Source organism: Streptomyces sp. NPDC020362 (assembly GCF_040642095.1).
In the GTDB taxonomy this organism is placed as follows: Bacteria; Actinomycetota; Actinomycetes; order Streptomycetales; family Streptomycetaceae; genus Streptomyces.
Genome location: NZ_JBFAET010000024.1, coordinates 1 through 20,506, shown reverse-complemented (window position 1 = coordinate 20,506; position 20,506 = coordinate 1). Strand labels below are relative to the sequence as shown.

Here is a 20,506-nt window from a genome sequence, read left to right as displayed (position 1 = left end):
GGGTCAGTCGGGCACGGCCGCCGGGCTGCGATCGGGCATCCGCCGCCACTTCTCGTGCACGACGACCGCGCGCAACCGCCAGCCCTCCGGCGTGCGCAGCAGCCCGAAGTCGTACCGGCCGCCGCACACCAGGTCCGGGGCACCGCGGTCGCCGGCGCCCGCGAACCGCATCGGGTTGATGTAGTCGGCCCGCACCCGGGCGGTGTCCCCGGCGTCGTGCTCCAGGGTCCCGAAACGCAGCCGTCGGTTGACGATCAGATGCTGCCGCATCGCGAACAACTCCATGCTCTCGGCGAGCCACCCGGCCACCCGGCCGGCGTCGCCCTCGATGCCGCCGGCGGAACGGTAGTCGGCCCGCCCGTCCGCCGTGAACAGCCCCCTGTACGCCGTCCAGTCACCGTCGTCCACCGCCCCGGCGTACTCGGTGACCAGCTCGTCCACGGCCAGCCGGTCCATTACGGTCGCGAGCTCCACACGCTGCGTCATCGGCACAGTGTTGGACACCGGGGGCCGGGTGCCAAGAGGCACGCCGGATATTCGGTGATGCGCGAGGTGCCGGGCTGCCGAACCCCCCGTGAACGATCAACCAGTCGGATCCGCGCGTGCCATCGAGCCGAGGTTCCGTGTCCGGGCCCGCCACAGCGAGTCCGAAGCCGTGCACGCCTCGAACAGCTCACCGGAGGCCTCGTAAGCCCGCCCAACGCGTGAGGTACGTGATCAGTTCTTGTTCAGCGTTCGCGACACTCCGGCGAGCACGGCCGTCGTCAACAGCCATCCGGCCGCGATGAATGCGTAGGCCAGCCATGCTGTCGTTCCTGTCCAGTACCAAGCGCTGCGCTGACCGAGCCCACCGACCGGGATCAAGAGGTCGAGGGTGTAGACGAAGGCGTGGAACGGGGGTGTCTGACCGGGCTGAGTCGGTCGCGGTGTACTTGCGCTGAAGACCACGGTCCCGACCACGGCCAGCGCCGCAAGCCACACGCCGGCAAGCCACGGCCGGTATCCGTAACCGACAGTGGCGTCCAGGACGTGACCCCACATGCGGGCCGGGCCGCTCAGAGTCCTCCTGCGGTGGCGTTGCCTGGCAAGCAGCACTCGCCGGGCATCGTCGTCATGGCCGATCTGCCGATACCAGGTCGCCAGTTGCTCGTACGGCTGCGAGGCGTATCCACGATCCCGGCATATCCAGGCCACCCTGTCTTTGACGGAGTTCTGCCGAGAGTCGTCCTCTTCGGTCAGGGCACCGTAGGTGAACCCTTGCAACCGCACAGTCCCCGGCCAGGCCCCCAGACGGTCGCGGACGGTCACGACCTGGGCTCCGCGCAGGTCGATCAAGCCCGACGGCGAGTCGGCCGGGGTGAAGACGAAGACCCCGGCACGCATCCGCGTGCAGTCCAGCGTGGTACCGACGGAGTCAAGGTGGGCACCGTCGAAGGTCAGTTGGTCCGATACCTGCGTGCCGCGCAGACTTATCGCCCCATGAACAGTGAATCCCTGCGACAACGCCAACGTCGTCACAACAGCGTTGTCAGCGATGAGTGCGACGGCGCCAGGACGGCCAACCCGCGCTCCTTCCATGTGGAGTCCACCGGACAGCTGCGCGCCGAGGAGCCGCATCCCCCCGTCCACAGTGGCTCCCCGGCAGAAGAGTCCCCCCTCCACGAAGAGCCCGCCGGCGAACAGAGCCCAGTCATCGGGGTGGGCAAGGGTGGCTCCGCTGAGAACCAGCTCGCCGGCTACCCGAGCGTTCAGGAGCGACAACCTGCCGCGCACAACGGTGCCCCGCAGTGAGACCCGGCCCTCGACACGAGCTGTGGTCAGGTCGACCCCGGGGATATGGCTCCCGTCCATCGAAATCGATCGGGTCGCGGCCCCGTGGAGACTCACGCCGTGCTCGAACCAGCACTCCGTGAACCACAGCCCATGCCCGATCTCGAGGTCGCCGAGATCAAGAGCTCCACTGATACGTGCCCCCCTGAGCCGCAAAGCCGGCGAAGTACCCGGTTGCCCAGGACGTGCACCGCGCAGGAGAGCGGCCACGACCGTGGCGCGGATCGTCCGGTCGGCACCCCAGCCTTCCCCGCCTTCGGGGTCGTCCTCCGATGCACCCGCTCGGAAGTCCAAAAGACGACCAGTGGGGTAGGCGTCCCACAACTGCCGCTCTGCCGTGCTCAGTTCCTCATACGAATGCACTGGGGAAGATTAACGGCTGTACGACGAACGCCAGGCCGGTGCTGTCGCGGCCCCAGTCGGCAGGTCGTCCGCGGCAACCCAGGGCTCCGACTGCAGAGCATCCGGATCGACGGATCGACGGATCGACGGGGAGACCGCGGTCTGGTGCCAAGCGTGCTGACTCACGTGCGGACGATCTACTCCACTTCCACGCCGTAGTCCATGACGAGTTCTTCCAGGCCGCCCGTGTAGCCCCTGCCGCCGAGGACGAAGTCCCAGTCGCCGTTGGACCTTCGGCGGAAGGAGCCGAGCACCAAGGCGGTCTCGCGGGGCCGGCCGTCGGAGACGTCGAGTCGTCCCAGTTCGGTCATCCCCGGGTCGAGAAGCCGGATACACGCGTCCGTGAAGCCGGAGAGGTCCGCGTCGGGGTCGGTCTCCGGGTCCGTGGCGGCCACGAGCACGAACCGGTCGGCAGCCTCTGGCAGCTCGTCGAAGGCCACACATATCGCGGCCTTGTCGGGCGCGGTCGGAGGAAGAACCCGCACGCTGCCGTCGGGCGTCCGGTGGTTGTTGAAGAAGACGAAGTGATCGTCGCTGAGGACGCGGTTGCCCCGGCAGACGAGAGCGCACACGTCCAACGCGACGCTTCCGGTCCATGACATGCCCAGAATGTTGTAGTCGGCGGGCAGCCGGGTGTCCGGACCCGACGGTGCCGTGTGCGCCGCGGTGGGGCGGCCGCCGTCGCCCAGTCGCCCACGCAGCCCATGGCGATGCAGAAGGTCGACGAGCTCCGCTCCCGAGATCAGTTCCAGGGGCTTGCCGTTGGCGAAGGTGCGTGAGCCGGAGCCGAACCCTGACGTCGTCACGAGGACGCCCTTGTTGGCGCCGGCGTCCTGCACCGTCCCGTACAGGTCGCGCACAGCGGTGGGCGGCACCGTGTTGCGGTAGCGCTTCACCTGCACGACGATCTTGCCGCCACGAATCGGTGCCGGGTCCAGTGCGTCGACGTCCACACCGCCGTCGTTGGAGCGCTGGGTGGTCACTGCCTGCATCCCCATGGCCCGGAAGAGGTCGGCCACGAGGTTCTCGAACGCGATCGGATCCATGGCGTACAGGTCCGGCTCGTCGTCGCTGCCGTGAGCGACGACGCGGTTGCCGACGTCGTGTGGCCGGCGGCTCGGTCGCACGGGGGCGAGCTGGTCCGGCCGTGCCGAAAGCTGCCCCCGGAGTCCGTCGGTCAGGCAGGTGACGGGGTCCACCTGCGCCAGGTGAAGATCACGGAACGTCGACCGCGAAGCCATGACGGTCGTGAGGAAGAGGTGGCCGCGTCGGCCGGTCGTGGGGTCGTGTTCATCCACGAACCCGTTGAAGGTCACGGACTCGAGTGCGCCCGCGTCGTCCGCGGCGAAGAGTTCGTGCACGACGAGCAGCACGGACTGCGCGATGACCTCTCTGTACAAGGCCCGACGCCGGCCCACCGGGCGAGGGGATTCCCTGTCCTGGTCGAGGGAGGACACGTACCGCACGGACTTCGCTTCGGGGACCACGCCGTACCCGGGGAGTTCCCAGTCGAGGACCAGCTGCCGCGCTGCCGGGTCGTACGCGGCAGAGATCTGCCGAGGGAAGTTCTCGGGCCATGCGGTCGACGAGTAGAGAGCGGCGGAGAAGTACTCGACCACCGATTCCGGGTCTCCGCGCCGGACTCCCTCGATGACCTCGCGTATGCCGGTGTTGTGCCGGCGAACCTCCGCCAGCCGGGCACCGGCCCACCGCTCGTACTCCCTCTGCGCAGCAGCGAGCTGCTGTCGGCGCTGGGCCTCCGCCGCCTGTGCGGCCTGCCGGTCCCGCTCGAGACGCGCCCGCGCTTCGGCCTCGGCCTGCGCGCGGCGGCTCGCGGTCCAGCCACCCTGCGCCCGGTACAGATCCGGGTTCGGCATGGGCACGGGGTGGGCCAATGCTCCTGGTGAAAAGGGCTGGACCTCCTCGGTCCGCATCAGCGCGGCCGCCCTGAAGGCCGGTGCCTGGCTGCCGGCACTGAGAAGGCCCTGGAGGGCCGCCACCTCGGCGTCCAGTTCCTCCGTACGACGCTGCGCCTCCGCCTGACGGTATTCGCGGTGGCTCTGGGCGGCTCGGCGCTGGAAGGCCCGCGCCTGCTGCTCCTCTTGTCTCCGCCGTCTGGCCTCGGCCTCCAGCCGGCGCTGCTGCTCGCGTTGCATCTCGGCCCAGACACCGACAAGACCAGTAGAGCGACGACTCATGTGCTGCAGGCCCTCCCCCGGACATGGGCAGCCGAAAGGCGCTTTGGTTGTCCCCGCAACCAGCTGTGACGAGACGACTCTATCCAGCAATGGCCGCCTCGCACATCCACTCGGCAAAGGCAGCCTGCTTGGACCATCCCCGCAGGTCAGCGCGATCGAAAGGTGGCTGTCCCGTCCCGCACGACATTGCCTCCGACCCACCGGTCGTCGCCGCGGGCATGCCTGACGTGAGGGAGGGCGGGATCGGTGTGAGACTGGGCACGGAAGGGGTGATCGCCGTGTCGGACCCACCACGCGCGTCCTCCGGTCCCGACACCGCCGTCGACGAGAATCGGCTGGAAGAGCTGGTCATCGAGGCGCAGACCGCCCTGCCGTTCGAACTGCCCGCCCTGGCGAACCGGTGCGCCTCGTCCCTCGGCCTGGACACCGCGCTGATCTACCTCGTCGACCTGCAACAGCGGCTGCTCATCCCACTCGACGAGGCCATGGAACCGCTGCCGGTGGACCACTCGTCGGCCGGCTGGGCGTACCGCACGGTCTCCCCGCGGGTGGCCGAGGCCGACGACGGCCTGATCCTCTGGATGCCGCTGGTCGACGGTGCGGAGCGGCTGGGCGTGCTGGCGTTGCGGACCAGCTTCCTCGACGGGGTGCGGATGCGCCGCAGCCGGATGCTGGCCCATCTGTTCGCCATGCTGATCACCTCCAAGCGCGCCTACAGCGACTGGCTCGCCGCCCGCACCCGCACTGCGACCATGCAGCTGCCCGCCGAGATGCTGCGGGCCTTCCTGCCACCCCACACCGTCGGCAGCAGCAGATGCGTGTCGACCGCGGTCCTGGAACCGGCGTACGACATCGCCGGTGACGCCTTCGACCACTCGGTGGTCAAGAACCTGCTGCACACCATGATCCTCGACGGCATGGGTCACGATTTGACCGCCGGACTGACCACGTCGGTCGCCATGGCGGCGGCGCGCAACGCCCGCCGCAGCGGTGGCGACCCGGCCGACGTCATCGGCTCCGTCGACCAGGCGCTCGCCCAGTGGCTGCCCGACCACTTCTGCACCGGCGTGCTGTGCCGGCTCGACGCCGAGACCGGGGTGCTGCGCTGGGTCAATTGCGGTCACCCCCCACCGCTGCTGATCCGTGCCGAGCGGGTGCTCGCCCAGGCGCTGGACAGCCCCCCACAGCCGCCGATCGGGCTGGCCGGTTTACTCGCCCCGGCAACCCGGCAGATCCACGAGACGACCCTGGAACCGGGCGACTGCGTCCTGCTCTACACCGACGGTGTCGTGGAGGCTCGCGACGCGGACGGTGCGGAGTTCGGCCTCGACCGGTTCACCGACTTCATCATCCGCTCCTCCGCCGCCGGACAGCGCCCGGCCGAGGTGCTGCGGCTGCTCATCCACGCCATCCTCGACTACCAGCGCAACCAGCTGCGGGACGACGTGACCATCCTGCTCTTCGAATGGCGCCCGCAGCACCGGTGACGCGGTATCGCCAACACCGTCGAGGAAGACGGCGAGGCGTCCTCGTCCCGACCGGAGCGCGGCTTGACGTGGGTGGTCAAGCCAGTCCGGAGAGGGCGACGTACTCGTGTACCGACCGGCCGATGCGCTCGGGTACCGGCACCACCTCCCAGGCGTGCTCGGTGTCGCCTTAGCGCCCGTCGACCCGGCCCCGGTCGGCCGTCTTCCGCGCGGCGAAGATCCGACTGCCGACACAGGTCAGGCGAATGTGAACCGTCGTGCCAAGCGTGGGGCAGTGGTGAAGACGGTCGGCGGTACGGCGAAGCCACTCAGGTGGGCCGTCTTCTGCCGGCGTCGGCGCGGGACGCCTGCGTCGTCCAGCCTGTGGAGGACGAGGTGCTCGCACACCTGCGGGGGTGGTGGACCCATGGTCGGGCATCGGGGTGCGCAAGGCGCTGTCGCCCCTGACGGCCATGAGGCGGATCATACGGCGATCACACATGTCGGTCGGCTAAGGTCGCCGGATGCTCGATGCCAACCGCTCTGGCACCGCCACGGCCCCTCCCCGGGTCGCCGCCACGGAGCTGACCGCCCCCGCGGCCGTACGGATTCCGTCCCCGCCTCGCGCAGGCCTCGCCGCTCGCTGCAGGCGCGCGGTGCTGTCGCCGTACGCCCGGCTCTCGCTGTTGCTCGCGCTTCTCGCGGGCGCGGCGACCTGTGTGCTGCTCTTCGAGCCGCAGCGGCTGCTGACGCACGGCTGGCCGCCGCAGCTCGGCGGGGCCGCGGCGGCGGTCGTGTTCGCTGTGGCGTACGGGCTGTGCACGGTGGCGTTCGTGCCGCGCCCGCTGCTGAACCTGGCGGCCGGCGCGCTGTTCGGCTCCCAGCTGGGGCTGGGGACGGCACTGGCGGGCACGGTGATCGGGGCCGCGGTGGCCTTCGGTCTCGGCCGGGTGCTCGGGCAGGACGCGTTGCGCCCGCTGCTGCGCGGGCGCTGGCTGAAGGCGGCCGACGGGCAGCTGAGCCGGCACGGGTTCCGTTCGATGCTGGTGGCCCGGCTCTTCCCGGGGGTGCCGTTCTGGGCGGCGAACTACTGCGCCGCCGTCTCCCGCATGGGCTGGCTGCCGTTCCTGCTGGCCACGGCGGTCGGCTCCATCCCGAACACGGCCGCCTACGCGGTCGCCGGCGCCCGTGCCTCGGCGCCGACCTCGCCCGCCTTCCTGATCGCGATGGCCGTCATCGCCGTACCCGCGCTGGCGGGCACGGTGGTGGCCTGGCGCAAGCGGCACCACCTGCGCGCCCGGTGACCGGCCCATCGGCCTGACCGGTCCCACCGGCCTGGCTGGCCTGACGGGCCCGATCGGTCTGACCGGTCCCATCGGTCTGACCGGCTTGATCAGCCCGATCAGCCCGATCAGCCCGATCAGCCCGATCGGGCGGTGATCCGTCAGACGCCCTCGAGGATCATCGCGTTGGCGAGCCCGCCCGCCTCGCACATGGTCTGCAGGGCGTAGCGGGCGCCGCGCTCGCGCATCGCGTGGACGAGGGTGGTGGTCAGGCGGGTGCCGCTGGCGCCCAGCGGGTGGCCGAGGGCGATGGCGCCGCCGTGCACGTTGACCTTGGAGAGATCGGCGCCGGTCTCCTGCTGCCAGGCGAGGACCACGCTGGAGAAGGCCTCGTTGATCTCGAACAGATCGATGTCGTCGAGGGCCAGTCCCGCCCGGCGCAGGACCTTCTCCGTCGCCGGGATCACGCCGGTGAGCATCAGCAGCGGGTCGGAGCCGGTGACGGCGAAGCTGTGCAGGCGGGCGAGCGGGCGCAGGCCGAGCCGGGCCGCGGTCTCGCTGGAAGTGATCAGCACGGCGGAGGCGCCGTCGTTGATCGGGCTGGCGTTGCCCGCGGTGATGTTCCACTCGATCTGCGGGAAGCGCTCGGCGAAGGCGGGGTCGTAGTAGGCGGGCTTGAGGCCGGCGAGGATCTCTGGGGTGCTGCCGGGCCGTACGCACTCGTCGCGTGCGACGCCGTCCAGCGGTGCGACCTCGGCGTCGAAGAGGCCCGCCTGCCAGGCGGCGGCGGCCTTGTGGTGCGAGGAGACGGCGAACTCGTCCATCCCCGCCCGGGTGAGGGACCACTTGGCGGCGATGAGTTCCGCGCTGATGCCCTGGGGAGTCAGGCCGTCCGGGTAGCGCTCGGCGACTCCCGGGCCGAACGGGTCCTTCCCGGCGGGCACGTTGGACCACATCGGCACCCGGCTCATCGACTCCACCCCGCAGGCGACGACCAGGTCGTACGCGCCCGAGATCACGCCCTGCGCGGCGAAGTGCACGGCCTGCTGGGAGGAGCCGCACTGGCGGTCCACCGTGGTCGCCGGGACCGTCTCGGGCAGGCCGGCCGCGAGAACGGCGTAGCGGGTGGTGTTCATGGCCTGCTCGCCGACCTGGTCGACGGTGCCGCCGATGACGTCGTCGATCAGCTCCGGGTCGACGCCCGAGCGCTCGACCAGGGTGCGCAGGGTGTGGGCGAGGAGCTGTACAGGGTGGACGTGGGCGAGGGAGCCGTTCGGCTTGCCCTTGCCGATGGGGGTGCGTACGGCTTCGACGATGACTGCGTCGCGCATGGTGCGGGCCTCCTTGGCCGCCTGGCTACCCGCGCACAGGAAGAGAGAAGTACGCAGCGAGCGGGAGCTACCAGTGAGTAGGAATTCCAAACCCACGATAACTCGGCGAGTTGGAAAATCAAACCTACTCTGGTCTCCGCCCGCACCGATCCTCGGTCCGGCCCTCGGTCCGCCCCTGGTTCCGGCCCTCGATCCGGCCCGCGATGCGCCCCACGATCCGACCCTCAACGTGCCCTCGACCCGGCCCCTAAACTGGCCGTCATGGCCGCCACGAAAGACCCGCGCCCCTGCTCCATCGCCGACGCCCTCGCCCTGGTCGGCGAGAAGTACTCCCTGCTCGTCCTGCGGGAGGTGTGCCTGGGAAACGGCCGCTTCGACCAGCTGGTGCGCAACATCGGCGCCCCGCGTGACGTCCTGGCCACCCGGCTGCGCCGGCTCGTGGACGCCGGGATCCTCGCCAAGCACGTCTACAGCGAACGCCCGCAGCGCTTCGAGTACCGGCCTACACCGGCGGGGCTGGAGCTGGAGCCGGTCCTGATGACCCTCAAGGACTGGGGCGACCGCCACCTCCGCAAGGGCGCCGACCTCCCCATGGTCATCGAGCACAGCTGCGGCAACGAACTGGTCCCGCAGGTCACCTGCCGGGCCTGCGGCGAGCCCGTCCGCCACGAGGACCTGACGGCCCACCCGCAGGCCCCGGGCTGGACGGTCGCGGGCCCGACGGCCGCATAGCCTCCGTCCGGAGGGTCCGGGTCCGCCGAGGGCCTTTCTTCTGGACCTTGTGGATCTTGCCCGGGAAAGTCGGCCTGATCCCGAAGAAAGGCCCCGGCCCGAACTCTGCCGGTACCGGGCGGCTCCGGGTCAGGGCGTTCGTCCCGGCTCGGGCCGCTCCATGGCGACGGGGCGGCCGAAGTCGCCCGGGGCGGGTGCGGGCGCGGGCAGGGGGCGGGCACCTTCGGGGCGCAGACCGTGCAGGTAGACGGCCACGTGCCGGTGGGCGAGGGCCGCGCTCACGTCGTCCGGCAGATGGGGCATGGGGCGGCAGGCCATCGCGGCTGCAGTGATCAGGTCCTCGGCCGTGACGTCGTCCCGCACGATGCCGGCCGACCGGGCGTTCGCGAGGATGTCCGCCACTGTGTCGCGGATGGCGAGCTGGAGTTCCTGGACCCGGGGGTCGCGCACCACGGGACCGCCGATCAGCGGGAGCACGAGGCGCTCGCGCTGATCGAGCACCCTCCGGAAGAGCCGCTCCAGCGCGGCGGCCGGATCGGCCGCTTCTGCGCGGGCCGCTTCCACCGCGGCCAGACAGATCTCGAAGCCGTCGACGATGACCTGCCGGATCAGCGCGTCGCGGTCGGGGAACCGGCGGTACAGGGTGCCGGCGCCCACTCCGGCACGGCGTGCGACGTCGTCGAGGGCGACCGCGGTGCCCCGCTCCCGGAAGAGCTCGCGGGCGGCGGCGAGGATCCTCTCGCGGTTGCGCAGGGCGTCGGCCCGCAGGGGCGGCTCACTGGTCACCCGACGATCGTAGACGGGAACCTGCGGGCATTAACCGGAGAATTTTCTCCACTTGAGGCGTAGGGTGGGAGCCGCGAATCGGCACCATGCGGCCGACGAGAGGGGAATCACCCATGTCCGCAGACCGCTTCATCCTGCTCCAGCCCGGAGAGTCCCGGCAGACCCGCGTTCCGCTGCCGCCCGGCTTCGGCGTCAAGGTCGCCACCGACGACAGCGAGGGCCGGCTGGCCGTCCTGGAGAACAGCCTCGACGTCGACATCCCGCCCCATGTGCACGAGCTGATGGACGAGTTCGTCTACGTACTGGAGGGCGAGATGGAGATCGACTTCCAGGGCAGGACGCACCGCTTGACGCCGGGCATGTGCGCGCTCCTGCCCCACGGCATCCCGCACGCCATGCGCAACGCCTCCCAACCCCCGGCCCGCGCGCTCCAGATCTCCACACCGGGAGGCTGGGACCAGTTCATGGAGGACCTCTTCGCCGCCGGCCCCGCCGTCCGAACCGCCGGGGGCGCCATGGACCTGGAGAAGGTGAACGTCATCGGCGAGCGGTACGGCATGCGTTACACCGAGGGCACGATGACTCTCGACTAGGCAGTTCTGTTCGGATGGGGCGTTCGTCGGCCCGGACGTGTGATCAACAGACGTGCAGTGGGCGCGGATCGAGCCGTTGCTCCCGGACCGGACACCGAAGCGGGGTGGTCGTCGGCGGGATCACCGTGAGGTGATCGAGGCGATCGCCTCCAAGTTCCAGACCGGAACGCAGTGGGTGCACCTGAACCGGCCGACCACGCCGTCGGCCGGTCCCGCGGCGGACTGGCCACGAGGATCCACCTCGCTGCCGATGCCCCTAGGCGCGCGTCGCTTCCGTGCCCTGGCGGGCCAGTGCCAGCACGCTCAGGCCGAACATCATGACGCCCAGGGGGACATGGAGCGACGGGACGGCCGCGATGCCGAGCACGACCTGGACCGAGGCCAGGGCGAGAAACCCGGACGCGTGGAGGACGGGCCGCGGCGAGCCGCCCCCAGGCCGCCACGCCAGCACCGCGGCGAGCACGTACAGCATCGACGCGCCGTACATCACCCGCGCCCCGACGCCGTGCACCACCTCGCCGTGCGACGAGGTCAGCAGCAGTCCGGCGGTGACCGCCTGGAAGAAGATGGCCAGGGTCTGCAGGGCGATCGTCACCCGCAGGAACGTGAAGCTGTGCTGTGCCGTCGTCGTCCGAATGGCCATGACGCGGTCCCCTCTCCTGCCCGGAGGCAGTAGATCGATAAGGTCTCACCCGTCCGACGACGTGGGCCCGCGAAATGTCAGGCGAGGCCGCGAACGCGGGCGCCAGGGGACCAAGGGGGAGCGGTCGTGAGCACGGGGACACCCGAGTCGGGCGCGGGCGAGCGGCGCCAACTGATCAATGTCGCCTATCGGTTGCTCGGTTCGCTGACGGAGGCCGAGGACGCCGTGCAGGAGGCCTACGCGCGCTTCTACGCGCTGCCACCGCGCCAGCAGGAGGCCATCGCGTCCCCCGGCGCGTGGCTCACGACGGTGGCCGGCCGTATCTGCCTGGACCTGCTCGGCTCGGCGCGGGCCCGGCGCGAGCGCTACGTCGGCGCGTGGCTGCCCGAGCCGATGCCCGACCGCACGGAGTGGGCCGACCTGCGCGCCGCCGACCCCGCCGACCAGATCACCCTGGACGAGTCGGTGACCATGGCCTTCCTCGTCGTTCTTGAGTCGATGACGCCCGCCGAGCGGGTGGCGTTCGTCCTGCACGACGTCTTCCGGTACCCCTTCGCCGAGATCGCCGGCATCGTCGGCCGGACCCCGGCGGCCTGCCGGCAACTGGCGTCCTCGGCCCGACGGCGGGTGGGCGCCGCGCAGGTCCCGGTGGCCCCGGCGACGGCCGGGCAGGCCGATGTGGTGCGGCACGTCAAGGAGGCGTGGGAGGCCAAGGACATCACGGCCCTCGTCGGCCTCCTCGACCCCGACGCCGTGATGACCGCCGACGGCGGCGGCCTGGTCGGCACCGTCCTGCGCCCGGTCGAGGGCGGCGCGCGCATCGCCCAGTACCTGGTCCACATCGCCGACAAGGCTCCGGGGCTGACGCTCCTGGAGCGTTCGGTCAACGGCATGCCCGGCCTCGTCGCCCAGCACGCCGACGTCACCGTGACGGTGGCCGCGTTCGGCGTCACCGGCGGCCGCGTCACCCGCATCTGGGCGGTCCGCAACCCGGAAAAGCTCCGTCCGTGGGCGCGGGACGACTAGCGCCTGTCCGGGGGATCGTCCTTCATGAGCGCGGAGTCGCCATGAGCGTGGAGTCGCCACGGATTCGGAGTCGCCATGGAATCGAGGGCATTGACTTCGCGCCGGACGGATCCCGCCGCCCCACGTGAAGCGGAGTGGGGCACGGGCGGGTTCAGCACTCCTCCGGGGACCGCAGCGGGCGCGGTGTGACGGGTGCAGAAGGTGCTTTCTCCTGCGCTGTAGCGCAGGCGCCGCACAGGGGCCGGTCAACACCCGGTGCCGGGGCGGGTGTCCGGCCCCTGCGCCCGGCCGGTCACCGGAGCCCGATACGCTGCACTCGTCACATGATCACCACGTATCCCATCAGCACTTGGACGCCGTACCTTCATGTCTTGGTTTGAATCGCTCGTCCTCGGACTCGTCCAGGGGCTGACCGAGTTCCTCCCCGTCTCCTCCAGCGCCCATCTGCGGCTGACCGCCGCCTTCTCGGGCTGGAAGGACCCCGGGGCGGCCTTCACCGCGATCACCCAGATCGGCACGGAGACGGCGGTGCTCATCTACTTCCGCAGGGACATCGGGCGGATCCTGACGGCCTGGTTCCGGTCCCTGTCCGACAAGGCGATGCGGCAGGACCGCGACGCCCGGATGGGCTGGCTGGTGATCGTCGGCTCGGTCCCGATCGGTGTGCTCGGTGTGACGCTCAAGGACCAGATCGAGGGGCCGTTCCGCGATCTGCGGATCACCGCCACGATGCTCGTCGTCGTCGGCCTGGTGATCGGCGTCGCGGACCGGCTCGCGGCCCGGGACGAGACCGGCGGCAGGCACCGCGCGCCCAAGCAGCGCAAGACACTCCAGAACCTCAGCGTGAAGGACGGCCTGATCTACGGCCTGTGCCAGGCCTGCGCCCTCGTCCCGGGCGTCTCGCGCTCCGGCGCCACCATCAGCGGCGGCCTGTTCATGGGCTACAAGCGGGAGGCCGCGGCCCGTTACTCGTTCCTGCTGGCCATTCCGGCGGTGCTGGCGTCCGGCGTGTTCGAGGTGAAGGACTCGGTGGGCAACGGCGACGTGGACTGGGGCCCGACCCTGTTCGCGACCGCGATCGCGTTCGCCTCGGGATACGCGGTGATCGCCTGGTTCATGAAGTGGATCTCCAACAAGAGCTTCATGCCGTTCGTCTGGTACCGCGTGGCCCTCGGCATCGTCATCATCGCACTGGTCACGGCGGGCGTCCTGAGCCCGCACGCGGCGGAATCGGCGAGCTGACCCGAGCGGGCCCCCGCCCCTCACCGGACGACCGTCGCCGGGAAGCCCGCCCGGTCCCCGGCTCCCGCCCCCCCCGCAGCCGTTTCGGACATCTCCCGTGCGCCGGACGCCCGGAGCTGGACGGAGTGCTCGCCGCACCGCCCGCGGACTGCGCCGAAGCGGCCGTGGCCTGCGGATTCGGTGGATCCTCGAGGCGTAACGGGCGTAATCTGCCCGGTACTTCACCGTCGGCCGCGCCTTCCTGCATCCAATTGCCCGCAGGGCATATGCACTCTGGTCTGGCCCGACCGGACACGCGACCGCCTCCGGCGGTGACCAACCCCATACGTTCTGAGTAGCCGTGCGGTAGCGCACTGTCAGTGCTTGCCCCTAGGCTGTTCGGCATGTCCCCCGAGTCCCTCCCCCCTGGTTCCGTGCGGTCTGCTGCCGAGGTGAACGAGCAGATCCGGGCGCTGTGGCTGCGTGCGGGCGGCACCCTGTCGGCCCAGGAGCGCGCGGAGTACGAGCTGTTGGTGGTCGAGTGGGCGGAGGCCATCCGCGGGACGGTCATCGAGGCTGCCTGAGAGCGCAGTTCGGCGTCCGGGCCGTGGGAGAAGCCGTGCCGCGCCCGGCGGTGGCCCCGTCCGACGGTGCGGTTCCGGTGACGTCGACGGGGCGATCGTGCGTGATCGCCTTATGGTTCGTCTCATGACCGTCACAGGTGCGGCTGCGCCGGACGTGCCGCGCAGCGCTCTCGCCGATGCCGTTCTCGAGCGGCTGACCTCCGTGTACGCAGCCGCGGCCGATCCGGAGCGTGCCGTCTCGATGCGGGCGTACATGAAGGACGTGGCGCCCTTCCTCGGCATCCCCACCCCGGACCGTCGCGTCCTGTCGCGCACGGTCCTGGCCGGCACGGCCCGCCCCGACGAGGCCGACTGCACCGCGATCGCCCTGCGCTGCTGGCGCCTGCCCCAGCGCGAGTACCACTACTTCGCGGTGGACTACCTGCGCCGACATGCGGCCCGCTGCTCCTCCGCGTTCCTGCCCGTCGTCCGGCACCTCGTCACCGCCGTGCCCTGGTGGGACACCGTCGACCTGCTTGCCGCGCACGTCGTCGGAGTGCTGGTCGCGGCAGACCCCGCGCTCACGGCCGACATGGACGCCTGGATCACGGACGACGACCTCTGGGTGGCGCGCACGGCTCTGCTGCACCAGCTCCGCTACAAGGAACGCACCGACACCGAGCGGCTGTTCGGCTACTGCCTGCTCCAGTCCGGGCACCCCGACTTCTTCATCCGCAAGGCCATCGGCTGGTCCCTGCGCGAGTACGCCAAGACCGATCCCGGGGCCGTGCGGGACTTCCTGGTGCGGGAGCGGGGCCGGTTCGCCCCGCTGACGGTCCGTGAGGCGCTGAAGAACATCGGCCCCTGACGGCCATCGCCGCACGTACCCCGAAAAACCATTCGACGCCGGACAAACGGTCGGCGATGATCGTCGACATGTTCCGGTACGCCTTCCTCCTCGCAGCATCCGCCGTCGCGGATGCCCCGAAGGCTGCCGTCCCGATCCTCGTGGCCGCTGTCGACGGCGCCCGAAGCTGACCCTCCCCGGATCGTCCGGCGGACCCCGCAGGGGGAGGGTCGGCCAGTCCTTGGGGTCCCGCATTCTCCTTCACGGCTGAGAGGCTTCGAGGTACAGCCATGTCCAAAACGGCATACGTGCGCACCAAGCCGCACCTGAACATCGGCACGATGGGGCACGTCGACCACGGCAAGACCACCCTGACCGCCGCGATCACCAAGGTCCTGGCCGAGCGCGGCACCGGCACCTTCGTCCCGTTCGACCGCATCGACCGGGCCCCGGAGGAGGCCGCCCGCGGCATCACCATCAACATCGCGCACGTCGAGTACGAGACCGACACCCGGCACTACGCCCATGTGGACATGCCGGGCCACGCCGACTACGTCAAGAACATGGTCACCGGCGCCGCGCAGCTCGACGGGGCGATCCTCGTCGTCTCCGCGCTCGACGGGATCATGCCGCAGACCGCCGAGCACGTGCTGCTCGCCCGGCAGGTGGGCGTCGACCACATCGTCGTCGCCCTCAACAAGGCCGACGCCGTCGACGACGGCGAGGACGCCGTGCTGACCGACCTGGTCGAGATGGAGGTCCGCGAGCTGCTCACCGCGCAGGGGTATGCGGGGGACGCCGTACCCGTCGTACGCGTCTCGGGGCTGAAGGCCCTGGAGGGCGACCCGCGCTGGACGGCGTCCATCGAGGCGCTGCTCGACGCGGTCGACACCTATGTGCCCATGCCCGAGCGGTACCTGGACGCGCCGTTCCTGCTGCCGGTGGAGAACGTGCTCACCATCACCGGGCGGGGGACGGTCGTCACCGGCGCCGTGGAGCGCGGGACGCTCCACGTGGGGGACCGGGTGGCGGTGCTCGGCGCCGACGTGGAGACCGTCGTCACCGGCCTCGAGACCTTCGGCAAGCCGATGCAGGAGGCGCAGGCCGGGGACAACGTGGCGGTCCTGCTGCGCGGGGTGCCGCGGGACGCGGTGCGGCGCGGGCACGTCGTGGCGGCGCCGGGGAGCGTGGCGCCCAGCCGGCGGTTCTCGGCGCGGGTGTATGTGCTGTCGGCGAGCGAGGGCGGTCGCACGACGCCGGTCTCGACCGGGTACCGGCCGCAGTTCTACATCCGCACGGCGGATGTGGTCGGGGACGTCGACCTCGGCGAGGCGGCGTTCGTCCGGCCCGGCCAGACGGTCGAGATGAATGTGGAGCTGGGGCGGGAGGTGCCGCTGGAGCCGGGGCTCGGGTTCGCCATCCGTGAGGGGGGCAGGACCGTGGGCGCCGGTACGGTCACCTCCGTCGGCTGAAGTTCCACGACCGCAGGGGACGGGGTGTGGGGGCTGCGGGCCGGTTGCGGCCGGTCGCGCAGCTCTCCGCGCCCCTTGGGGTACTCCCCGCGCCGGTGTTTGCGCGGTACCGGCGACAATGGTCCCGTGAATGAAGCCGTACCCGTCACCCGGACCGTCGATCACGGCACCGCCAAGCTGATGCCCGACGTCGATCGGGAACGGGCCTGGCTGCTCACCGTCGACGGGGCGCCGCAGTCGTACGTCGATCTGGACGAGCCCGAGCATCTGGAGTTCGAGTACGCCCGTCGCCTCGGGTACGTCCTGGACGCCGTCGCCGAGGAGGGACGGCCGCTGCAGGTGCTGCACCTCGGGGGAGGGGCGCTGACGTTGCCGCGGTACGTGGCCGCGACCCGGCCCGGCTCCCGGCAGGACGTGGTCGAGGCCGACCGTGCCCTGCTGGAGCTGGTCGTCGAGCAACTGCCGCTTCCGGCGGGCTCGGGTGTCGCGCTGCACGCGGCCGACGCCCGGGCCTGGCTGGAGGCCGCCCCGGACGACTCGGTCGACGTGCTGATCGCCGACGTGTTCGGCGGCTCACGCGTCCCGGCCCACCTCACCTCGCTCGCCTACGCCCGCGAGGCCGAGCGGGTGCTGCGACCCGACGGGGTCTATCTGGCCAACCTCGCCGACGCGGCGCCCTTCGCCTTCCTCCGCTCCCAACTGGCCAATCTCGCGGCCGTGTTCGAGGAGCCGGTGCTGATCGCCGAGCCGGGCGTGCTGCGCGGACGGCGGTTCGGCAACGCGGTGGTCATCGCCTCGCACCGGAGGGTCGACACGGCCGCGCTCGCCCGCCGCACCGCGGCCGACGCCTTCCCCGCCCGGGTCGAACACGGCGCCGCGCTCAGGGCCTTCATCGGCGCCGCCCGGCCGGTCGACGACAGCGACGCCGTGCCCTCACCCGAGCCCCCCGACGGGGCTTTCGGCATCGGCTGAGGGCAGACGGACGGTGGTCGTGCGCCCGCTGCGGCGGGTCAGGGTGCGCACGTCCGGGACCAGCAGGACCAGGGCGGTGACCAGCACGACCGGGCCGGCACAGCCCTACAGGGCGGACGTGCGGCCGACGGCGGTCTCGACGGGGCCCGCCAGGGCCGTGGCCAGCGGCAGGAGCGAGACCGAGCCGAACCGGTCGTACGCCGAGACCCGGGAGGGCTTGTCCTCGGGGATCTCCCGGCGCAGTGCCATGGGCCTGAAGACGCCTACGGAGCTGTCTGATGAGGACCGCTGCGTTCTGGGTCAGGGGCGCAGAACAGCCAGGCCTACGTCTGTCACGACTGAGGCGGCGTGGTGTGCCCTGGTGGCAAGATGGATGCCTCGTTCAGCATGACGGAGCATCAGGTGAGCCGTGCGTCACGGTGGTTGTCGGTCGTGGCAGGCTCCTTGGCAGTGTTCGGGCTGTGCGTACTGCTGGGGAATCTGCTGTTGCCGTGGGATCAGGCAATACGGATCAGGACGGGTGCGGGTGCCGGCGCGGTGATCGCGGGCGTGCTGGGGGTCTGGGGATCGTCCCTGCTCGGTTCCTCGCCCGCACCGGGGACACCGCCTGCGAGCGGGCCGGTGGTTTCGGGTGATCGTGCCGTGCCCGGGGCCTGGGCGAGTCCGGTGGCCCACAGCTGGTCGACACGCGAGCGCTCGGTGACGTCCGGGTAGCGGTTGGTGCAGGACGGGCCGGCGCTGCCGCCCGACATCAGCTCACTGCACGGCCCGCCGTAGTCGTCCGGCAGGCCCAGCACGTGCCCGGTCTCGTGGGTGACGACGCGGACCGAGTCGTACTGCCGGTTCTGGGTGTAGTCGAGGAAGACGTATCCCTTTCCGTGGCCGTTGGTGGAGGTGTAGGACCCGCGCGGGTCGTTGCCCTCCTGGTAGGAGAAGTCGGCACCACCGCTCGACGCCTCCTGGAGCTTGACGTTGGACTCGGAGCTGTTCCAGATCGCGGCCGCGCTCGATATCTGCGAACGGAAGCTCGGTGCCTGGGAGGTGTTGTAGTAGACAGTCACCGCCTGCGCGTTCGGCTGGGCGGCGCGCTTCTCGGCGACGGACTTGAGTACGGCCTCGAAGAACGCCTTGTTGTTCGCGGCCTCCTGGACCGACCCTGCGTACTGTGCCACGGAGGTACCGGTGGCAGCGGACGGGGTGTCGGCCGTCCGGGCGCCGGCCGGCACCGCCGCGCCCAGCGCGCTGGAGGCCAGACCCAGGCCGAGAGCGAGGGCGAGGAGTCTCGCGGATGTTCGGGACGAGTTCATGTGGGGGGCTCCTACTCACTCGGTGACGCCGAGCGCCCGGTGCGCGGTCGAATCTGCGTGAACACCGGTTCCGAACTGCGGCGACGTCCTGTGGGTCGTCATTCTTAGAACGGCTCGACAGGGAGCGCAAAGGGTCCCCGCCACTACGTCGCCTCGTAGGTCCCTGGATCTCGCCGGGGCAGCGTGCGGGTCTCCGGTCCGCACATGGCGGCAGGAGGGGAAGCTGTCGTGGCGTCAGAAGCCTTACGTCACCGGGCAACGGGAGTGCGGGCCGGCCGGGGGAATTCCGGGACACGCGACGGGATCCGCATCTGTGCCAAGACGGACAAATCCTCAGATGTCTGCCATGCCGCGTCTACTAAGTGTGCCGGTTTGTTGGCGGGGCGCTGTGACCGACGTCATAGAACATGAGCTTCCGTTTCTTTCGCGTCCCACCGGCCCCGGGGCGCCCCCAGGGAGTCACCCTCGGCGCTGGGCGGCATCCCTCACCGCTGAGCCGCCGCCGCTCAGTCCTGATCAGGATGGAGGCCGGGACCGCCGTGCAGCCCGGCGAGCGGCGCGGGGGACAGGCCGGTGGGTTCCTCGCCCGCCTTCAGCAGCGTGCCGGCCGGGCCTGGTGGCTTCGGGACTGTGCGGGCCGGGCTGTCGTCAGCCGCGCGAACGAGGTGCGTGCCCGGTCGTAGGGTGCCGGGCTGGGCAGCTCATCAGCAGATCGTTCCTGCTGGTCTCGGCAGGACGGCCCCCAGTCCGTCTCGAACGGGTCGCCTGGCTCGACACCGGTCCCTCCTGTACCGCAGTACCCGTTCCGGTTCTGGCACCCGAAAGTTGCTGCTGGTGGTAGTGCTCGGCCGGGCAGCGGGGGCGCATCCGTCAGGAAAGGGCTCCGGGTTCGGATGCCGAAAAGTTACCTTCACCAGGGTGTTGCGCGGTCATCCAGGAGACGCCGAACACCTCCACCGTCGTACCCGCGACGAACATGACCGCGTAGAGGACGCCCACCGGCACCGGCACGGCCAGGGCGGCGGAGGGCAGGGACAGCGGGAAGACGCCCAGGGTGCCGGCGAGGAGCAGACGGCGGGGTTTCCGGCGGGTCATCCGCAGGGCGCCGGTCACCGCGCCCGCGCCGAACGCGCCCAGCGCCAGGCCCCAGGGGCCCGGCGCGCCCAGGCTGTCGCGGGCGACGAGCGGGCCGTAGACGGCGTCGGCCGCGCCGGCCACCGCGTTGGCGATCGAGAACTGCACGACGGTGCCCCACGGCCAGGGTCGGCCGACGAACTCCCGCCAGCCCTCCCGGAGATCGGCCGGCATGCCCTCGCCCGGCTCGCGCGGGGGTTCGTCGGTCCTCCCGGAAGAGACGGACGTGCACCGGCCAAGTTGCTGGGTGGCGGGGCCAGTTACTGGCGGGTTCCAGAGGCTTGTAAGATCCATTCCGAACGACTCAGGCCCTATTTGGGGGAACAACTCATGACCAAGCGCTTTTCCGCACTGGCCGTCTCCGTGGCCGTCGCCGGAGGCTTCCTCATCACGTCGGTGCCCGCTCACGCCGCCACGACGGCCCGCCCGGCCGTGGTTTCGAAGGCCGCCGTCACGTGCAACGAGGGCCAGATGCGCCAGCAGATAGCCAACCTCAAGAGCAAGGCCGCGAAGCTCAAGCAGCTGGGGGAGAACGCGGCGGCCAGGAAGGCGCTCAACGACGCGGCCGCGATCCAGAAGCGGCTCGACCAGTGCCTCGAGGCCGATCGGGACGCCAGCAAGCCGTTCCCCGGCTAAACATCCGGTTCGATGTGTGGCGGCGGCCGCCCCCGGGCGCCGGGGGGGGGGGGCGACCACCCGG

The 20,506-nt window shown here is 70.9% G+C and carries 18 protein-coding genes and 4 pseudogenes; 12 read left to right on the top strand and 10 right to left on the bottom strand.

The window, feature by feature from the left end; all coding sequences use genetic code 11:
• Positions 1–3: 3 nt before the first annotated feature.
• From AB0H32_RS12680 to AB0H32_RS12670, 3 genes are all read right to left on the bottom strand, one after another.
• Positions 4–486 carry a nuclear transport factor 2 family protein gene (locus tag AB0H32_RS12680; protein ID WP_361118555.1) on the bottom strand — a complete coding sequence of 161 codons (483 nt, stop codon included), beginning with the start codon at positions 484–486 and terminating at the stop codon, positions 4–6.
• Between the two features lie 231 nt (positions 487–717).
• Positions 718–2,193 (bottom strand): oxidoreductase, encoded by a 1,476-nt coding sequence (locus AB0H32_RS12675; RefSeq protein ID WP_361118552.1) that lies wholly within the window; start codon positions 2,191–2,193, stop codon positions 718–720.
• Between the two features lie 176 nt (positions 2,194–2,369).
• Positions 2,370–4,430 (bottom strand): restriction endonuclease, encoded by a 2,061-nt coding sequence (locus AB0H32_RS12670; protein WP_361118549.1) that lies wholly within the window; start codon positions 4,428–4,430, stop codon positions 2,370–2,372.
• A gap of 248 nt (positions 4,431–4,678) precedes the next feature.
• Between AB0H32_RS12670 and AB0H32_RS12665 the strand changes: the two genes are divergently transcribed.
• Positions 4,679–5,917 (top strand): PP2C family protein-serine/threonine phosphatase, encoded by a 1,239-nt coding sequence (locus tag AB0H32_RS12665; protein ID WP_361118546.1) that lies wholly within the window; start codon positions 4,679–4,681, stop codon positions 5,915–5,917.
• Between the two features lie 503 nt (positions 5,918–6,420).
• On the top strand, positions 6,421–7,200 hold the full coding sequence (locus tag AB0H32_RS12660; RefSeq protein WP_361118543.1) for a VTT domain-containing protein: 780 nt from the start codon (positions 6,421–6,423) through the stop codon (positions 7,198–7,200).
• A gap of 140 nt (positions 7,201–7,340) precedes the next feature.
• Here the strand turns inward: AB0H32_RS12660 and AB0H32_RS12655 are convergent, their stop codons facing one another.
• Positions 7,341–8,510, bottom strand: a complete 1,170-nt coding sequence (locus tag AB0H32_RS12655; RefSeq protein ID WP_361118540.1) for a thiolase family protein — start codon at positions 8,508–8,510, stop codon at positions 7,341–7,343.
• A 261-nt stretch (positions 8,511–8,771) separates the two neighbouring features.
• Between AB0H32_RS12655 and AB0H32_RS12650 the strand changes: the two genes are divergently transcribed.
• Positions 8,772–9,242 carry a helix-turn-helix domain-containing protein gene (locus AB0H32_RS12650; RefSeq protein WP_361118537.1) on the top strand — a complete coding sequence of 157 codons (471 nt, stop codon included), beginning with the start codon at positions 8,772–8,774 and terminating at the stop codon, positions 9,240–9,242.
• Between the two features lie 129 nt (positions 9,243–9,371).
• Here the strand turns inward: AB0H32_RS12650 and AB0H32_RS12645 are convergent, their stop codons facing one another.
• The gene (locus AB0H32_RS12645; protein ID WP_361118535.1) at positions 9,372–10,028 is read right to left on the bottom strand and encodes a helix-turn-helix domain-containing protein; all 657 of its coding nucleotides are present in this window, start codon (positions 10,026–10,028) and stop codon (positions 9,372–9,374) included.
• Positions 10,029–10,141: 113 nt separating this feature from the next.
• Here AB0H32_RS12645 and AB0H32_RS12640 point away from each other — a divergent pair, with 113 nt between their 5' ends.
• Positions 10,142–10,621 (top strand): cupin domain-containing protein, encoded by a 480-nt coding sequence (locus tag AB0H32_RS12640; protein ID WP_361118532.1) that lies wholly within the window; start codon positions 10,142–10,144, stop codon positions 10,619–10,621.
• Between the two features lie 52 nt (positions 10,622–10,673).
• Positions 10,674–10,873: pseudogene (locus AB0H32_RS12635) on the top strand (transposase); the annotation flags it as partial.
• 4 nt (positions 10,874–10,877) lie between these two features.
• On the opposite strand, the gene AB0H32_RS12630 reads toward AB0H32_RS12635, so the two are convergent.
• Positions 10,878–11,264, bottom strand: coding sequence for a hypothetical protein (locus AB0H32_RS12630; RefSeq protein WP_361118529.1), 387 nt, complete (start codon positions 11,262–11,264; stop codon positions 10,878–10,880).
• Positions 11,265–11,390: 126 nt separating this feature from the next.
• On the opposite strand from AB0H32_RS12630, the gene sigJ reads away from it, so the two are divergent.
• The 6 genes from sigJ (at position 11,391) to AB0H32_RS12600 (ending at position 17,365) form a co-directional block, all read left to right on the top strand.
• Complete coding sequence (sigJ, locus tag AB0H32_RS12625; protein ID WP_361118527.1) at positions 11,391–12,290, top strand: RNA polymerase sigma factor SigJ; 900 nt, start codon at positions 11,391–11,393, stop codon at positions 12,288–12,290.
• A 366-nt stretch (positions 12,291–12,656) separates the two neighbouring features.
• Entirely contained in the window at positions 12,657–13,532 is an 876-nt protein-coding gene (locus AB0H32_RS12620) for an undecaprenyl-diphosphate phosphatase (RefSeq protein WP_361118524.1), read from the top strand.
• A gap of 383 nt (positions 13,533–13,915) precedes the next feature.
• The gene (locus AB0H32_RS12615; RefSeq protein WP_361118521.1) at positions 13,916–14,095 is read left to right on the top strand and encodes a hypothetical protein; all 180 of its coding nucleotides are present in this window, start codon (positions 13,916–13,918) and stop codon (positions 14,093–14,095) included.
• A gap of 124 nt (positions 14,096–14,219) precedes the next feature.
• The gene (locus AB0H32_RS12610) at positions 14,220–14,942 is read left to right on the top strand and encodes a DNA alkylation repair protein (protein WP_361118518.1); all 723 of its coding nucleotides are present in this window, start codon (positions 14,220–14,222) and stop codon (positions 14,940–14,942) included.
• A gap of 269 nt (positions 14,943–15,211) precedes the next feature.
• Positions 15,212–16,393, top strand: coding sequence for an elongation factor Tu (tuf, locus tag AB0H32_RS12605; protein ID WP_361118515.1), 1,182 nt, complete (start codon positions 15,212–15,214; stop codon positions 16,391–16,393).
• 126 nt (positions 16,394–16,519) lie between these two features.
• Positions 16,520–17,365 (top strand): fused MFS/spermidine synthase, encoded by an 846-nt coding sequence (locus AB0H32_RS12600; protein ID WP_361118512.1) that lies wholly within the window; start codon positions 16,520–16,522, stop codon positions 17,363–17,365.
• Here the strand turns inward: AB0H32_RS12600 and AB0H32_RS12595 are convergent.
• The 4 genes and pseudogenes from AB0H32_RS12595 to AB0H32_RS12580 all read right to left on the bottom strand — a co-directional run.
• A pseudogene (locus tag AB0H32_RS12595) lies at positions 17,327–17,611 on the bottom strand (MFS transporter); the annotation flags it as partial. The gene AB0H32_RS12600 and the pseudogene AB0H32_RS12595 overlap by 39 nt on opposite strands.
• 251 nt (positions 17,612–17,862) lie before the next feature.
• Positions 17,863–18,672, bottom strand: a complete 810-nt coding sequence (gene snpA, locus AB0H32_RS12590) for a snapalysin (RefSeq protein WP_361118509.1) — start codon at positions 18,670–18,672, stop codon at positions 17,863–17,865.
• A 506-nt stretch (positions 18,673–19,178) separates the two neighbouring features.
• A pseudogene (locus AB0H32_RS12585) lies at positions 19,179–19,286 on the bottom strand (polyphosphate kinase 2); the annotation flags it as partial.
• A 310-nt stretch (positions 19,287–19,596) separates the two neighbouring features.
• Positions 19,597–20,004, bottom strand: a pseudogene (locus AB0H32_RS12580) (MFS transporter); the annotation flags it as partial.
• A 132-nt stretch (positions 20,005–20,136) separates the two neighbouring features.
• Between AB0H32_RS12580 and AB0H32_RS12575 the strand changes: the two are divergent.
• On the top strand, positions 20,137–20,442 hold the full coding sequence (locus tag AB0H32_RS12575; RefSeq protein WP_361118506.1) for a hypothetical protein: 306 nt from the start codon (positions 20,137–20,139) through the stop codon (positions 20,440–20,442).
• Positions 20,443–20,506 lie beyond the last annotated feature (64 nt).

Bases quoted from the DNA above. Each gene is read 5' to 3' on its own strand.
- snpA (WP_361118509.1), bottom strand. From the start codon at position 18,672: ATGAACTCGTCCCGAACATCCGCGAGACTCCTCGCCCTCGCTCTCGGC.
- AB0H32_RS12630 (WP_361118529.1), bottom strand. From the start codon at position 11,264: ATGGCCATTCGGACGACGACGGCACAGCACAGCTTCACGTTCCTGCGG.
- AB0H32_RS12610 (WP_361118518.1), top strand. From the start codon at position 14,220: ATGACCGTCACAGGTGCGGCTGCGCCGGACGTGCCGCGCAGCGCTCTC.
- tuf (WP_361118515.1), top strand. From the start codon at position 15,212: ATGTCCAAAACGGCATACGTGCGCACCAAGCCGCACCTGAACATCGGC.
- AB0H32_RS12640 (WP_361118532.1), top strand. From the start codon at position 10,142: ATGTCCGCAGACCGCTTCATCCTGCTCCAGCCCGGAGAGTCCCGGCAG.
- AB0H32_RS12670 (WP_361118549.1), bottom strand. From the start codon at position 4,430: ATGAGTCGTCGCTCTACTGGTCTTGTCGGTGTCTGGGCCGAGATGCAA.
- AB0H32_RS12620 (WP_361118524.1), top strand. From the start codon at position 12,657: ATGTCTTGGTTTGAATCGCTCGTCCTCGGACTCGTCCAGGGGCTGACC.
- AB0H32_RS12615 (WP_361118521.1), top strand. From the start codon at position 13,916: ATGTCCCCCGAGTCCCTCCCCCCTGGTTCCGTGCGGTCTGCTGCCGAG.
- AB0H32_RS12680 (WP_361118555.1), bottom strand. From the start codon at position 486: ATGACGCAGCGTGTGGAGCTCGCGACCGTAATGGACCGGCTGGCCGTG.
- AB0H32_RS12655 (WP_361118540.1), bottom strand. From the start codon at position 8,510: ATGCGCGACGCAGTCATCGTCGAAGCCGTACGCACCCCCATCGGCAAG.
- AB0H32_RS12660 (WP_361118543.1), top strand. From the start codon at position 6,421: ATGCTCGATGCCAACCGCTCTGGCACCGCCACGGCCCCTCCCCGGGTC.
- AB0H32_RS12575 (WP_361118506.1), top strand. From the start codon at position 20,137: ATGACCAAGCGCTTTTCCGCACTGGCCGTCTCCGTGGCCGTCGCCGGA.
- AB0H32_RS12650 (WP_361118537.1), top strand. From the start codon at position 8,772: ATGGCCGCCACGAAAGACCCGCGCCCCTGCTCCATCGCCGACGCCCTC.